Source organism: Nonomuraea sp. AD125B, assembly GCF_041402765.1.
Lineage (GTDB): Bacteria > Actinomycetota > Actinomycetes > Streptosporangiales > Streptosporangiaceae > Nonomuraea > Nonomuraea bangladeshensis.
In genome coordinates this window covers 102767-115646 of the sequence record NZ_JBGLOU010000025.1, presented here as the reverse complement: position 1 = coordinate 115646, position 12880 = coordinate 102767, and the positions used below count along the sequence as shown (strand labels likewise).

Genomic DNA, 12880 nt, shown 5'->3' with positions numbered 1-12880 from the left:
GCCACCGTGCCGGGGTCGTGGCCGACGCCGCTGGTGTACGACGTGTGGCCGCTCAGGACGCGGGTCTCCTGGTGCAGCGTGGTGGCGGGGGCGTCGTCGCCGTCGCGCCGCGTGTACGTCACCCGCAGCCGCACCTGGCCGGTCCCGTCGGCGGCGATCCGCACCGACCCGCTCCGCCCGCTCCAGGCGGTGATCGTGGCCGCCCGCACGGCGGGATGCGGCCCGCCGGTGCCCGCCTGGCCGGGGGTGGGCCGCGCCGGCGCGGTCGCGGTTGCGGTGGTGGGCGGGGTGCGGCGCGGAGCGGCGGCGCTGGTCCGGCCCGGCGTGGCGGCGGGCGTGCGGGGCGCGGCCTCGCCGGTGGCGCGGGACGTGGGGCGTTTAGCGGGGCCGGGAGTGGGGCCGGTCGTGGCGTCGGCGGGTGAGGGCGCGGGCTCGGACTTCTCCTCCTCCGGCGGCGGCAGGAGGATCGCCCCCGGCCCGGTGGGCAACCGCCCGCCCGACAGCACGATCCCGATCGCCACCGCCATCACCAGCACGCCCGTCACCCACAGGTGCGGCGGGAGGCGCGGCATGCGCGCGAGCCGGTCGCGCAGGGCCACGGCCGCGCCGCCGCCGCTCGTGGCGCGATCCGTGCGCGCCAGCGGGAAGCGGAGAGCCATCAGCGTGGCCAGCTCGGCCAGGTGGCGGCGGCCGCGTTTCTCCCATTCCGGGCCGTAGCCGGCGACCGCGTCCTCCTCCAGCTCGGCGGCGAACGCGCGGGCGGAGGCGTACCGTACGGCCGGGTCCTTGGCCAGGCCGCGCCTGAGCAGGTCGCGCAGCGTGTCCGGCACCACCTCCAGGGGGATCGGCTCGGTCAGGTGCCGGTCCCTGGTGGCCGGCACGTCCAGCTCCTCCTGGCCGCCCTCCCCGGCGGCGCGGAACGGCGGCCGTCCCCTGACCGCCTCGAAGAGCGTGCAGGCGGCGGCGTACAGGTCGGCGGACGGACCGGCCTCGTGCCGGGTCCACAGCTCGGGCGACATGTACGCCGGGCTGCCCGCGGGCACGCCCGGCTCCTCGGCGTGCACCACGACGCCGAAGTCGGTGAGCTTGCTGGTGCCGTCGGCCTGGACGAGGACGTTCTCCGGCTTGACGTCGCGGTGCGGCACGCCCTTGTCGTGCGCGGCGGCGAGGGCCAGCAGGATGCCCTTGAGCACGGTGAGCGCGGCCTCCGGGGTCACGTGGCCGTGCTCGTCCAGCAGCGCGCGCAGGGTCACGCCGTCCACCAGCTCCATGACGAGCGCCGCGCGGTCCGGGGTCTCGACGTACTCGTAGAGGCGGACGATGTCGGGCTGGTCGAGCTCGACCAGGTGGTGGGTGTCCGACCGGAAGCGTTCCATGAACTCGGCGTCCCTGCGCAGCGTGGCGTTCAGGTACTTGATCGCCACATAGGCGCCGGTCGATTCGTACGTGGCGAGGAACACGCGGCCGGTGCGGCCCGCGCCGAGCTGGCGTACTTCGCGGTAACCAGGGACCAAGTCCTACCCCCATACGGCGGCCGTCTCTGGGTTCGACGGTCTCACCCGGGGTGTTGGTTGTCACGAGTGCGGCTATTTCGCCGTGAGTTAACCCCTTATGACGGGAGGTGGCGGTGATACTCTCATTGTGCCAAGCAAGCGCTCGGGTAAGTGAAGAGGGGTGGGCGGGTGGAGGGCGTGGCGGTGCTCGTGATGGAGATGCAGCGGGGCGTCGTCGGTGATCTCACGAAATTTCCGGACCTGCGGGCGGCGTGCGAGCGGCACGACGTCGTCCCCAACACCGCCCGGCTCCTCACGGCCGCCCGCGCCGCCGCGATCCCGGTCGTCCACTGCACGGCCGCCTTCCGCGCCGACCGGGCCGGCTCCCACACCGCGAACTGCCCCTTCATCGTCTCCCTCCTCAAGGACCCCGCCCACATGCTGGAGGGCACCCCGGCCGTCGAGGTGCTGCCCGAGCTGCGCGCCCCCGGCGACCTGGAGAGCCGCAGACACCACGGCTTCTCGCCGTTCACCGGCACCTCGCTCGACATGACGCTGCGCTCGCTCGGCGTCTCCACCGTGGTCGCCACCGGGGTCTCGCTCAACCTCGGCATCCCCGGGCTGGCGCTGGAGGCGGTCAACCTCGGCTACCGGGTCACGGTCGTCGCGGACGCGGTCGCGGGCATCCCTGAGGACTACGCGCGGGCCGTCCTGTGGAACACGATCAGCCTCCTCGCCACCCGCGCCACCGCCGCCGACCTCGCCGCGACGTGGAAGTGAGCGGCCCGATGGACGGCATGCGGCTCGACGGCAGGACCGCCGTCGTCACCGGGGGAGCGGGCGCGATCGGCGCGGCCATCGCCACCGACCTGGCCGCGCTCGGCGCCCGCGTCGTGCTCGCCGACGTGGACCTGCCCGGCGCGCGGCAGGCCGCCGCGACCCTGCCGGGCGCGCGGGCCGTCGCCCTGGACCTCACCGACCCGGAGTCGATCACGGCGTTCGTCCGCGTGGCCGGGGACGTGGACGTGCTCGTCCACAATGCCGGAGTCGCGGTGATCGGGCCGTTCGCGGAGAGCGACCCGGCCTCGTGGGACCTCATGTGGCAGGTCAACCTGCGCGGGCCCATGCTGCTGACCAAGCTGCTGCTGCCCGGGATGACGGTGAGGGGCTGGGGGCGGCTGGTGTTCGTCTCCAGCGACGGGGCGCGGGCCGGCTCCGGCGGCGAGGGCGCCTACGCGGCCACCAAGGCGGGCCTGTTCGGGCTGGCCAAGACGCTCGCCAGGGAGGCCGCCCGCGGCCAGGTCACCTCGAACGTGGTCTGCCCGGGACCGACGGACACGCCGATGCTGCGACGGGTCTCGGCGGCCGAGCCGGGGCTGGTCGACCGGATCGCCCGGGGCATCCCGCTGCGCCGCCTCGGCACGCCGCAGGACGTGTCCGGGCTGGTCGCCTTCCTCTGCACCGACCGGGCGGCGTACATCACCGGCCAGACGCTGTCCGTCAGCGGCGGCGTCACGATGCATTGACCGGCTCAGAGAGACTGGTACACCGCCTCCACGAGGCGGATGCCGCGCAGGTTGCCGGAGAGCGCGTTGGCCATCTTGTTCATGACGTACGCGATGCCGAGCCCGCGCTCGGGGTCGCCCAGGCCGATGGAACCGCCCGCGCCGCTGTGCCCGAACGCGCTCGCCGACGGCATCAGGAACGTCAGCGACGGCCGCATGTAGCCCAGCCCGAACGCCGTGTCCAGGAGCAGGACGCGGTCGGGGCCGTTCACCCGGGTGCGGGTGGCCTCGCGCAGCGTCCCGGGGCTGAGGATGTCGCCGGCGGCGAGGGAGCGGTAGAAGCCGGCCAGGCCCCTGGCCGTGGTCACCAGGCCGGCGGCCGGCCAGCCGGCGCGCAGGATGATCGGGTTGTTCGCGCCGCCCTGGACGCGGTGCATGGCGGGGTTGCCGAGGGCGCGGTTCATGAGGCTCTGGGGGTCGAGCGCGGCTCTGGTCATCGCGGCCAACACGTCATCGGGCCGCCCCTGCCCGTTGGGGGCCGCACCGCTCGCGTCCGGGCCCGCACCGGCCGCGCCTGCGCCCTGACCCGCGCCTGCGCCCCGGCCCGCGCCCGCACCTTGGCCCGCACCCCCGCTGGCGCCCCCGCCTGTGGCGGGGCCCTCGCCCGTGGGCGCGGCGCCGGCCTCGGTGACCTTGAGCCCCTGGGGCCGTTCGGCCGCCTTCAACCGGGCCGTCCTCGAGATCACGTCGTCCGGCGCGCCCACCCACATCTCCAGTCCGAGCGGCCCGGCGATCTCCGCCGCCACCAGCTCGCCCACCGACTTGCCGGTCACCCGCCGGACCACCTCGCCCACCAGGAACCCGTACGTCAGCGCGTGATAGCCGTGCGCCGTCCCCGGCTCCCACAGCGGCTCCTGCCCGGCGAGCCGGGCCGCGATGGCGGCCTGGTCCTCGAACTCCTCCACCGGCACCGGCTCCTCCAGCACCGGCAGCCCCGACTGGTGGGTGAGCAGGTGCTCGACGGTGATCGCCCCCTTGCCCCGCGCCGCGAACTCCGGCCACACCTCGGACACCGGCGCGCTCACGTCCACCAGCCCGCGCTCGGCGAGCCGCAGCAGCACGGTCGCGGTGACCGCCTTCGTGCAGGAGTAGGCGAAGGCGGGCGTGTCGCGCTCCCAGGGGCGTCCGGTGTTCCGGTCGGCGACGCCGTCCCACAGGTCCACGACCAGCTCGCCGTCCTGGTAGACGGCGAAGGCCGCGCCGAGCTCCTCCCCGTCGGCGAAGTGCCGTTCGAAGACCTCGCGTACGCGGGAGAAACGGGGATCGCAGTGCATCGGACCTCCACGGAAAGGGAGCGCTTACGTGGTTCACGAGCCTAACAACTGGGGACGATTCGGCCCAGACGATCAGCGCGGCACCCTGAACCTCCTCACCCCGTCCGTGGTGCTCGACGCCCTGCGCGCGGCCACGACCGGCGAGGTGCTGAGCCTGGCCCTGCCGATCCGCGGCGCGACCTCCTCGCCCGCGCCCACGACCGTGCCGCACCTGCGGGGCCGGCCGCTGCCGCAGCACTTCATGTCCGTGGACGGCGGCGACTACGCGGCCGGCGCGCGGCCGATCGGCGAGGGCCTCTGTGTGGCGGACGACGCCCTCGTCGTGACCCCGCACGGCACGACCACCCACATGGACGCCCTGTGCCACATGTGGTCCGGCGACCGGCTCTACAACGGCCATCCGGCGGCCCGCGTCCGCTCGTACGGCGCCACCCGGTGCGGCATCGAGCGGGTCGGCGGCGTGGTCGCCCGGGGGGTGCTGTTCGACGTGCCCCGGCGGCTCGGCCTCGACCACCTGCCCGCCGGGCACCGGATCGAGCCCGGCGAACTCGAGGAGATCGCCGTGCCGCGCCCCGGGGACGTGGCGGTGATCCGTACCGGCTGGCCGCAGGTGTGGGAGCGGTCGCCCGAGGAGTACTGGTCGGGCCAGCCGGGCCTGTCGGCGGCGGCCGGTCGCTGGCTCGCCGCCCACGACGTCGCCGCGGTGGCCGCCGACAACGCCGCGATCGGCGGCCTCGACGCGCGCGGCCTGGCGGGTGAGGGCCTGGCCGACGACCTGCACCTCATCCTGCTCCACCGGCACGGCATCCACCTGATCGAACTGCTGTGGCTGGAGGAGCTGGCGGCGACGGGCCGCACGGAGTTCGTGTTCGTGGCGGCCCCCCTGCGCGTCGAGGGCGGCACCGGCAGCCCGTTGACCCCGCTCGCGATCCTCTAGCTTCTCGGGACGAGCAAGTCCCCTATGCGTTCGCGAGCTGTCGGTGATGCACGGTTAGAGGCTCGATTTCAGTGGTGTCGTCGTCAACGACGAGCTCGACGCGGAATCGAACCCCCATTGCCGCGCCGAGGCGCAGCAGTGTCGCTATATCCGGAATGCCGCCACCACCCTCGATCCGAGACAGGGCGGGCTGGGACATCCCGGCGCGCTCCGCCACGACCTTCTGCGACAAACCTCTGCGCTTGCGGATCTCACGCAGCTGGTTGCCGAGCTCCAGGTCGCGGCCCGCCTGCTCGTATTCGGCGTGGGGCTGCGCATCCGCCTCCATCTCGCGCAGACGCTTCGCCTTGTAGGTTTCCCAGCGGCTGTGACCCATCATGCGCTCCTCTCGAACACGTGCGTGGTGGCTAGGTCGTGCTCTGCTTCACACCGCTTCTTGGCAGCGATTGCACGATCGATATCGGCGGTCTGCGTCCCATCCTGTGTCTTGCGGAAGACCGTCAGGATAACGATCACCTTGTCGGCCGGCTTCCAGAAGGTCACCGCCAGGTCGTGCGGTCAAGAGCAACACGCAGCTCGTGAACACCTTCGGCGTCCTTCAGCTTCTTCACATGATCCCCATCAGGGATGCCACCTGTGACGAGGTAGTCGTCCACGTTCCGCATGACCCGCTGGTAGAGCGGAAAAGAAAGGCCGTCCAGCCAAGACTCCACCTCCGGTTCCAGGTCGATCCCCCACTGAGACATACCATCAATAGTATATGCACTTGATGGTAACTCGTGGCGGTGGTGAACACCACGCCTGGCCCGCACTCACTCCTCGATCTTGGTTGTCGTGCCAGATCAGCCGTTACCAGATCCTTCAATCCCAGGTGACCGGGAGGCGGCCGACGCCGAACACCACCGCGTCCTGGCGGAGTGGGACCTCGGTGGCGGGGACGGCCAGTCGCAGGTCGGGGAAGCGCTCGAACAGGGCGCGGTAGCCGATGCGCAGCTCGTTCCTGGCGAGTTGCTGGCCGAGGCACTGGTGGACGCCGTGGCCGAAGGCCAGGTGGCGGCGGGCGTCCGGGCGGGCCGGGTCGAGCGTGTCCGGGGCGGTGAAGAAGGCCGGGTCGCGGTTGATCACGGGCAGCGACAGCGCCACCGTCTCGCCCTTCGCGACCCGTATGCCGGCCACCTCCACGTCCTCCAGCGCGGCCCGGCTGGGCGCGCCGAGGTGCAGGATCGACAGCCAGCGCAGCAGCTCCTCCTCCGCGCCCTCCTCGTACGTCAGGCCGGACGTGAGCAGGGCGAGGACGCCGAGGGCGAGCATGTTCGCGGTGGTCTCGTGCCCGGCGACGAGCAGGATCATCGCCACGTTGGCCAGCTCGTCGTCGGCGAGCTCCCCGGTCAGCCCGCTGATCAGGTCGTCGCCGGGCTCGGCCCGCTTGCGGCGCACCAGCTCGGCGAGGTAGGCGTGCAGGTCGGCGTTCGCGCCCGCGGCGTCCCCGTCGGGCGCGACCAGCTCGCGGCTGCGTTCCTGGAAGAAGTCGTGGTCGGCGTACGGTACGCCGAGCAGCTCGCAGATGACCATGGACGGGATCGGCAGCGCGTACGCGGTCACCAGGTCGGCGGGCGGCCCCGCCGCGGCCATGGCGTCGAGGTGGTCGGCCGCGATGCGCTCGATGCGCGGCTCCAGCAGGCGCATCCTGCGCACCGTGAACTGGCCGGTGAGCATCCGCCGGTAGCGGGTGTGCTCGGGCGGGTCGGTGGTGGCGAAGAAGCCCGGCGGCGCGGGGCGGCCGGACCCGGCGACGGCGACCGACGACCGTACGGCGGGGTGCTTGAGCTCCTGCCGGGCGCTGAACCGGGGGTCGCCGAGGACCACGCGGGCGGCGTCGAGCGTGGTGGCGAGCCAGCCGAGGTGGCCGTCGGCCATCTCCAGGCGGGTCATGGGCGGCAGGCCGCGGAGGGCGGGCGGGGGGTCGAGGGGGCGTCGCGGGTCACGTTCGACGGGAAGTCTGCGCATGATTGTGAGAGTAGACTCTCAAATCGGAGTTGACTAGCGGAAGTTGGAAATGGGCCGTGAGTGGACGTGCCGGGGCGAACCCTCCAGAATGCGATGCCATGAGCGACGGACCGGGCCTCCGGGAGCGGAAGAAGGCCAAGACCAGGGCCCTGATCCAGAAGGCGGCGCTGCGGCTGTTCCGCGAGCGGGGCTACGCGGAGACGACGGTCGAGCAGATCGCGGAGGCGGCCGAGGTCGCCCCCAGCACCGTGTTCCGCTATTTCCCGACGAAGGAGGATCTGGTGCTGGTGGACCAGTACCCGCCCTTCATCGAGGCGCTGCGGGCCGCGCCGCCCGAGCTCAACCCCGTCCAGGCCGTACGCGCCGCGATCGGCCAGGCGTTCGCGGCGCAGACGCCGGAGGAGCGCAACGACGGCCTGGAGCGTGAGCGGCTCATGTTCACCGTCCCCGAGCTGTGGACGGCGAGCATCGACAACATCCGCGGCGTCCTCGCCGGCCTGCGCGCCGAGCTGGCCGCGCGCGAGGGCCGCGGCCCCGACGACCCCGAGATCCGCAACGTCACCGGGGCGGTCTCGGGCGTGATGCTCGCGGTGTGGTTCGAGTGGGCCGCCGATCCCGCGCTCGACGCGCCCGCCGCGTTCGACCAGGCCCTCGCCCACCTGGAGGCGGGCCTGCCGGTCGCCCGTCAGGCGGGCGGCGAACCGGGATAGTTGCCGCCGCCGTGGGCGGCGTCGAGGGCGTCGTAGTCGGGGGTGAAGCCGCGCTTCGGGATCTCCGCGACGAACGCCACCTCCCGCGGCCTCTTGTACGCCGCGACCTGCGCCCTGACGTGCTCGATCAGCTCCTCGGCGGTCGCCGCGGCCCCCTCGCGCAGCGCCACGACGGCCTTGACCGCCTGGTGCCAGGCCGGGTCCGGGACGCCGATCACGGCGGCGTCCGCCACGGCCGGATGGGACTTGAGCGCACGCTCGACCTCCGCCGGGTAGACGTTCTCGGCGCCGGACTTGATCATGCGCAGTTTGGGGCCGATGAAGGTGATGGTGCCGTCGGGTTCGCGGCGGCCGAGGTCGCCGGTGTGGTGCCAGCCGTTCCGCAGTTTTTCCGCATTTAAGTCGGGCCGGGCGAGATATCCGGAGAAGAGGGTTTTGCCGCGGGCGCAGATCTCGCCCACCTCGCCCGCCGCCACCTCCACGTCGTCCGGCCCCATGATCCGCACCTGCGCCAGCGGCGACGGCCGCCCCGCGTACCCGGCCCCGCCCTCCGCCAGCCCGAGGAACGTCAGCATGCCGCCCACCTCGGTCTGCCCGTACCCGCCCATCTTCGACCGGCACCACGGCGAGTCGTCGACCGTGATCATCGCGTTCCACTCGTCGGAGGCGGCCACGAAGCGCAGCGAGGAGAGGTCGTACTTGCCGCCCGCGTTCGCCTTCACCACCGCGTCGATCATCGGCCCGAACAGGAACGCCTGCGTCACCCGCTCGGCGTCCACCAGCCGGCACACCTCCTCGGGGTCGAAGGCGGGGGTGAAGACGTTCGTGCCGCCGATCTGCAGCGTGGCCAGGCAGAACATCATCGTCCCGACGTGGAAGAGCGGCCCGTTGTTGAGGAAGGTGAAGCCCGGCTCCATCTGGCGTACGACGAGCAGCGACGTCGCGTGCGCCACCAGGGCGGCGCTGCTGAGCAGGGCCGCGTTCGGGCGCCCGTCGAAGGCGGCGGTGTAGAGCGCGAGGACCGGCTCGGTGTCGGCGACCTGCGGGAACTCCCGCTCCGTCCCGCCCGCCACCAGCTCCTCGTAGTCCGCCCCCGCCCGTACCCACCGGTCGTCGTGGTCGAGGGCGCCGACGGTGTCCGAGTGCTCCCAGACCACGGCCGCCGGGGCGAGATCCTGGAGCACGAAGCGCAGCTCGTCCGCCGACTGCCGCCAGTTCGCCGGGCAGAACACCGCTCCCAGGCGGCTGCACGCGAGCAGCAGCTCCAGGACGGCGTGGCTGTTCTGGCCGAGCCACAGCACCCGGTCGCCGGCGCCGACGCCGCGTCCGGCCAGCGCGCCGGCGAGCCGGGACACGCGGGCGTCCAGCTCGGGATAGGTGAGCCGGAGCTCCCCGTCCACCACGGCCGTCGTACCGGGGCGGCTGCGGGCGTGCTCGGCGAGTACGTCGGACAGGGACAGGCTGTGGATCATCGTCAGCCTCCGGGAGGGGGGTTACTTGAAGGCGGGCATGACCTCGGCGGCGAAGAAGCGCATGACCCGCTTCATGTCCGCGAGCGGCATCGGGCGGGTGCTGCCGAAGTCGCAGAGCAGGTTCGAGAACCCGGCGTCCCTGAGCAGCGTGATCTGCTCGACGACCCGCGCCGGGTCCCCGATGACCTCCAGCTGCTCCCACCGGAAGTCGGCCGAGACCGTGCCGCCCTTGAGATAGCGGTCCTGGTAGTACTCGAAGCCCTGGGCGGCCCGGCCGGTCCTTGGGTCGATGGGGGCGCTGCGGTCGTTGAAGATGCGCGAGCGGTCGAACGACGCCTCGAAGCGCTCCTGGTCCTCGCGGGCCCGTTCGAGGGTGGGGGCGACGTACACGCTGCGGGCCACCACCAGCTCGGCCCCCTCCGGATGTCCGGCCCGCGCCGCCGTCTCCCGCCACGTCTCGGCCGCCTTGACGACCTTCCTGAACGTCGCCGCCGGGTCGGCCAGGATGGGCAGGCCGCGCTCGGCGTACATGGTGACGGTCTCGGGGGAGACCGCCGCGACGTGCAGCGGCGGATGGGGGGCCTGCACGGGCCGGGGCACCAGCGACACTTCCGTCCCGGTCCGGTAGAACTTCCCCTCGTGCCGGTACGCCTCCCGCGTCCAGAGCCCGACGATCACCTCCAGCGCCTCGTTGAACCGGTCGCGCGCCTCGGCCAGATCGATCCCGAACCCCTCGAACTCGTAACTCTGGTAGCCGCGCCCGATGCCGAGCTCCAGCCGCCCGCCGGACAACACGTCCACCTGCGCGGCCTCCTCGGCCACGTGAACGGGGTTGTGCAGGGGCAGGACGACGATCCCGGTGCCGAGCCGCAGCCGCTCGGTGCGGGCGGCGGCGTGGGCGAGCATGGTGAACAGGTTGGGGACGACGCCGTAGTCGCGGAAGTGGTGCTCGGCCAGCCGTACCCCGTCGAAGCCCAGCTCCTCGGCCAGCTCGATGAGCTCCAGGTGGTAGTCGTAGACGTCCTTGAAGCTCTGGCCGTCGAAGCGGTGGAAGAGGTGGAAGGTCGAGAACTTCATGCGGCGGCCCCTCGGAGGTAAACCAAGCGCTCGCTTGGGAGCGTATCACGCTCGGGCCCAAAAGCACGGCCTTCCGCCCGGGGGCGCTTCGCGCGAAGAAGCTCCAGACAGCACCTCCCAGGGGGACTCCGCCCCCCTTCGACCCCCCTCGCAAGCGCCCGCCCGTTGCCCGATTACCGGGTTGACCGGCGGGAGCCCACCCCAAAGGACCTCGCTGACGCTCGGGCGTTCTGACAAGGGGATCGAGGCTCCGCCCCGATCCCTGGCGAGAGGGCCTGCCGGCCCCCTCGCGCTCCCCTGGAGGTTGACCGGTCTCCGGGGCCACCAGCGTTGCCTTGCTCGGCCGTGCCGCAGGAGATCGGCGGCGAGGAGGTATGGCGGGGTGTCTCAGCTACCGGCGGCGGGTGTGAAGCTTGTCTGGCTGACTTCTCCTGGCATGCTCACCGAAGGGAAGACGTCCACGCCGATGGCCAGGGCGTAGCGCCGGATGGTGGAGAAATGAGGGTTGCCCCCCAAGACGTTCGAAGCCGGACACCGCCGGCTGGCTGCGGCCCATGCGTTCCGCGACGTCGCTCTGTGTCAGACCGCGTTGCCGGCGAATGCCTACCAGCGTCTCGATCAGCCGCATATCCCGATCGATCGCGGCGTTCTCGCGCTGGACTTCGGGATCGTCAAGGTCGATGCCCAGAAGTTACGTGCTCACCATGCCGTCTGCGGGCGAAGTGGAGGCGGTACTAGTCGCTTCTGTGAGGATGGCCGACGGACCGTCCTGATCAGGAATTATGCGAAGTCCTTTGTCTGCCTTGAACCCTGTAGCCCAAATCCGCTGTCATCGGTGTGGGGGCAAATCCGCTTCGTCAGGCCCACCAGCCGCCTGGGTCTCGCGTAGCTCCATCGACCCATGGAGGCACCATGCGTGTCCGAGGAGAGATCGTCTTACTGGCGGCGTCATGCCTGATCGGGGCGACGCTCACCACGCTGCCCGCCCACGCCGGTCCCACCCCGCAGCCGCGCGCCGAACTCGTGCCCGCGCCCGACGACCCGGGCCCGCGAGGCCGCACCACGTACGAGGATCAGAACCTGTCCGCCGGGATCGAGCGCACCGCGGCGCCCGCCTGGACGTGCCATCTCTACGTCGGCGACCCCGAATTCGTCCGGCACAACGGCCGGTGGCACATCCAGGGCGTCGGCCGGCAATGGTGCACAGGGGCCGGCTACATCCCCCAGGGCCCGCGGCTCACCCTGCAGCGCTACTTGGGCGTCGGCATCTGGCGCAACGTGCACCGCACCTCCATCGCCTGGTCCCGCGGCCACTTCGCCGAGATCCAGTACATGTGGGCCTGCACCGGCACCGGCAGCGAGGAGTACCGCTGGGTCGTCGACGGGTTCGCCGAGGGCGTCCCCAGAAGCAGGAGGAACGCCTACTCGTTGCACTACCTGCGCGTCATCTGTTAGCCGTCGCTCACGTAAATGGCGGGTGCGCGTCGCCCCCGCCACACCATGATCGCCCAACCGCGTGGGGCTGCGATGATCCGCGCGGCCACCCGCAATTGGGCGATCCGCTCGGCCCGCAGGACGCGTACACGGATGAGGTGCCGCCCTCTCGGGCTCCAGTTCCTGATCCGGCTGCGCTCGTCGGCGTCGTAGCGGATGGCGAGGCGCGCTTCCTGCGTGTCAGGATCGGTGCCGGTGGCGCGGATCGCGGTCAGGCCCAGTGGGGTCCAGCCGGTGTCGTACTCGTACACGGCCCATTCCAGAGCGTCGTCGTGGGCGAACAGCACAGCCGCTACGTCGCTGTCGATGACATCCCGGGACAAGGGGATGAGGTCGCTGTCATGCGGAGCGTCCAGGCCCTGCTCGATGACCAGAAGCCCTTGCCGGGCCAGCGCCGGATGCAACTCTGGCATGGCCCGACGGTATGTCCCTCACGTCGGGCACGTCGAGAGCCAAGTAGATCCGTGCGGCTGCGCCGCCCATCACGGATGAGACGCGCGTGCCCGTAGCGGCGTCTCCACGGGACCGAAGTCGCCGGTCGTCGGCTTGAGGGCCGCTGCGTAATGCTCAGGGCCGGCCTTGATCCGGGCGGTCGCCCGCCAGCCCGCGATGATCTCCTGGACCGTGGCATCCAAGATCTGTTGTGACGTCGGCTTGTGTAGCGCTTGCTCAAGTTCCAGGGTGAACACTCGCATGTCGTCCGCCGTCAGGTGACGTATCCACGGAAACCGTTCGGTCGCGACCTGGCTGCGGCTACGCGCTCTCCGGTCCGTGGTGCCCATGCCGGTGACTGTACGACAGGACACGTGCCGGAAGCGCCCGTTTGCGGGAAACGAAGGCCCTTTCAGCAG

The 12880-nt window shown here is 71.8% G+C and carries 16 protein-coding genes; 5 read left to right on the top strand and 11 right to left on the bottom strand.

Annotated features, from left to right (window positions below):
• Nucleotides 1-1514 (bottom strand): protein kinase (locus tag ACBR40_RS43525; RefSeq protein ID WP_371252526.1); only part of this gene is annotated, 1514 nt, incomplete at its 3' end.
• 177 nt (nt 1515-1691) lie between these two features.
• On the opposite strand from ACBR40_RS43525, the gene ACBR40_RS43520 reads away from it, so the two are divergent.
• Both ACBR40_RS43520 and ACBR40_RS43515 read left to right on the top strand, forming a co-directional pair.
• On the top strand, nt 1692-2273 hold the full coding sequence (locus tag ACBR40_RS43520) for an isochorismatase family cysteine hydrolase (RefSeq protein WP_371252525.1): 582 nt from the start codon (nt 1692-1694) through the stop codon (nt 2271-2273).
• An 8-nt stretch (nt 2274-2281) separates the two neighbouring features.
• A complete protein-coding gene (locus tag ACBR40_RS43515) occupies nt 2282-3019 on the top strand; it encodes an SDR family NAD(P)-dependent oxidoreductase (protein ID WP_371252524.1) in 738 nt (245 codons plus the stop codon).
• 5 nt (nt 3020-3024) lie between these two features.
• On the opposite strand, the gene ACBR40_RS43510 is transcribed toward ACBR40_RS43515, so the two are convergent.
• On the bottom strand, nt 3025-4332 hold the full coding sequence (locus ACBR40_RS43510; protein ID WP_371252523.1) for a serine hydrolase domain-containing protein: 1308 nt from the start codon (nt 4330-4332) through the stop codon (nt 3025-3027).
• A gap of 28 nt (nt 4333-4360) precedes the next feature.
• On the opposite strand from ACBR40_RS43510, the gene ACBR40_RS43505 reads away from it, so the two are divergent.
• A complete protein-coding gene (locus ACBR40_RS43505) occupies nt 4361-5269 on the top strand; it encodes a cyclase family protein (protein ID WP_344205195.1) in 909 nt (302 codons plus the stop codon).
• Nucleotides 5270-5291: 22 nt separating this feature from the next.
• On the opposite strand, the gene ACBR40_RS43500 is transcribed toward ACBR40_RS43505, so the two are convergent.
• The 4 genes from ACBR40_RS43500 to ACBR40_RS43485 all read right to left on the bottom strand — a co-directional run bounded on the left by ACBR40_RS43500 (nt 5292) and on the right by ACBR40_RS43485 (nt 7276).
• Complete coding sequence (locus tag ACBR40_RS43500) at nt 5292-5648, bottom strand: helix-turn-helix transcriptional regulator (RefSeq protein ID WP_344205193.1); 357 nt, start codon at nt 5646-5648, stop codon at nt 5292-5294.
• The gene (locus tag ACBR40_RS43495) at nt 5645-5812 is read right to left on the bottom strand and encodes a hypothetical protein (RefSeq protein ID WP_371252522.1); all 168 of its coding nucleotides are present in this window, start codon (nt 5810-5812) and stop codon (nt 5645-5647) included. The genes ACBR40_RS43500 and ACBR40_RS43495 overlap by 4 nt, the downstream gene beginning before the upstream one ends.
• Nucleotides 5809-6015 (bottom strand): hypothetical protein, encoded by a 207-nt coding sequence (locus ACBR40_RS43490; RefSeq protein WP_371252521.1) that lies wholly within the window; start codon nt 6013-6015, stop codon nt 5809-5811. The genes ACBR40_RS43495 and ACBR40_RS43490 overlap by 4 nt, the downstream gene beginning before the upstream one ends.
• 115 nt (nt 6016-6130) lie before the next feature.
• Nucleotides 6131-7276 (bottom strand): cytochrome P450, encoded by a 1146-nt coding sequence (locus ACBR40_RS43485; protein ID WP_371252520.1) that lies wholly within the window; start codon nt 7274-7276, stop codon nt 6131-6133.
• Between the two features lie 98 nt (nt 7277-7374).
• On the opposite strand from ACBR40_RS43485, the gene ACBR40_RS43480 reads away from it, so the two are divergent.
• Nucleotides 7375-7986, top strand: coding sequence for a TetR/AcrR family transcriptional regulator (locus tag ACBR40_RS43480; protein ID WP_344205189.1), 612 nt, complete (start codon nt 7375-7377; stop codon nt 7984-7986).
• On the opposite strand, the gene ACBR40_RS43475 is transcribed toward ACBR40_RS43480, so the two are convergent.
• From ACBR40_RS43475 to ACBR40_RS43465, 3 genes are all read right to left on the bottom strand, one after another.
• Nucleotides 7962-9458: an AMP-binding protein gene (locus tag ACBR40_RS43475; RefSeq protein WP_344205187.1), complete on the bottom strand. Its 1497-nt coding sequence runs from the start codon at nt 9456-9458 to the stop codon at nt 7962-7964. The two genes, ACBR40_RS43480 and ACBR40_RS43475, sit on opposite strands and share 25 nt — an antisense overlap.
• Nucleotides 9459-9479: 21 nt before the next feature.
• A complete protein-coding gene (locus ACBR40_RS43470; RefSeq protein WP_344205186.1) occupies nt 9480-10535 on the bottom strand; it encodes an LLM class flavin-dependent oxidoreductase in 1056 nt (351 codons plus the stop codon).
• Nucleotides 10536-10926: 391 nt separating this feature from the next.
• On the bottom strand, nt 10927-11163 hold the full coding sequence (locus ACBR40_RS43465) for a helix-turn-helix domain-containing protein (protein ID WP_371252519.1): 237 nt from the start codon (nt 11161-11163) through the stop codon (nt 10927-10929).
• Nucleotides 11164-11447: 284 nt separating this feature from the next.
• On the opposite strand from ACBR40_RS43465, the gene ACBR40_RS43460 reads away from it, so the two are divergent.
• Nucleotides 11448-11990 (top strand): hypothetical protein, encoded by a 543-nt coding sequence (locus tag ACBR40_RS43460; RefSeq protein ID WP_371252518.1) that lies wholly within the window; start codon nt 11448-11450, stop codon nt 11988-11990.
• Here ACBR40_RS43460 and ACBR40_RS43455 read toward each other — a convergent pair.
• Nucleotides 11987-12442, bottom strand: a complete 456-nt coding sequence (locus tag ACBR40_RS43455) for a hypothetical protein (RefSeq protein ID WP_371252517.1) — start codon at nt 12440-12442, stop codon at nt 11987-11989. The genes ACBR40_RS43460 and ACBR40_RS43455 overlap by 4 nt on opposite strands.
• A 69-nt stretch (nt 12443-12511) precedes the next feature.
• Nucleotides 12512-12811, bottom strand: a complete 300-nt coding sequence (locus ACBR40_RS43450; RefSeq protein WP_371252516.1) for a hypothetical protein — start codon at nt 12809-12811, stop codon at nt 12512-12514.
• Between the last annotated feature and the right edge of the window lie 69 nt (nt 12812-12880).

Coding starts and splice junctions, on each gene's coding strand:
- ACBR40_RS43515 (WP_371252524.1), top strand. CDS start 2,282: ATGGACGGCATGCGGCTCGACGGCAGGACCGCCGTCGTCACCGGGGGA.
- ACBR40_RS43510 (WP_371252523.1), bottom strand. CDS start 4,332: ATGCACTGCGATCCCCGTTTCTCCCGCGTACGCGAGGTCTTCGAACGG.
- ACBR40_RS43500 (WP_344205193.1), bottom strand. CDS start 5,648: ATGATGGGTCACAGCCGCTGGGAAACCTACAAGGCGAAGCGTCTGCGC.
- ACBR40_RS43490 (WP_371252521.1), bottom strand. CDS start 6,015: ATGTCTCAGTGGGGGATCGACCTGGAACCGGAGGTGGAGTCTTGGCTG.
- ACBR40_RS43485 (WP_371252520.1), bottom strand. CDS start 7,276: ATGCGCAGACTTCCCGTCGAACGTGACCCGCGACGCCCCCTCGACCCC.
- ACBR40_RS43480 (WP_344205189.1), top strand. CDS start 7,375: ATGAGCGACGGACCGGGCCTCCGGGAGCGGAAGAAGGCCAAGACCAGG.
- ACBR40_RS43475 (WP_344205187.1), bottom strand. CDS start 9,458: ATGATCCACAGCCTGTCCCTGTCCGACGTACTCGCCGAGCACGCCCGC.
- ACBR40_RS43470 (WP_344205186.1), bottom strand. CDS start 10,535: ATGAAGTTCTCGACCTTCCACCTCTTCCACCGCTTCGACGGCCAGAGC.
- ACBR40_RS43465 (WP_371252519.1), bottom strand. CDS start 11,163: ATGCGGCTGATCGAGACGCTGGTAGGCATTCGCCGGCAACGCGGTCTG.
- ACBR40_RS43460 (WP_371252518.1), top strand. CDS start 11,448: ATGCGTGTCCGAGGAGAGATCGTCTTACTGGCGGCGTCATGCCTGATC.
- ACBR40_RS43455 (WP_371252517.1), bottom strand. CDS start 12,442: ATGCCAGAGTTGCATCCGGCGCTGGCCCGGCAAGGGCTTCTGGTCATC.
- ACBR40_RS43450 (WP_371252516.1), bottom strand. CDS start 12,811: ATGGGCACCACGGACCGGAGAGCGCGTAGCCGCAGCCAGGTCGCGACC.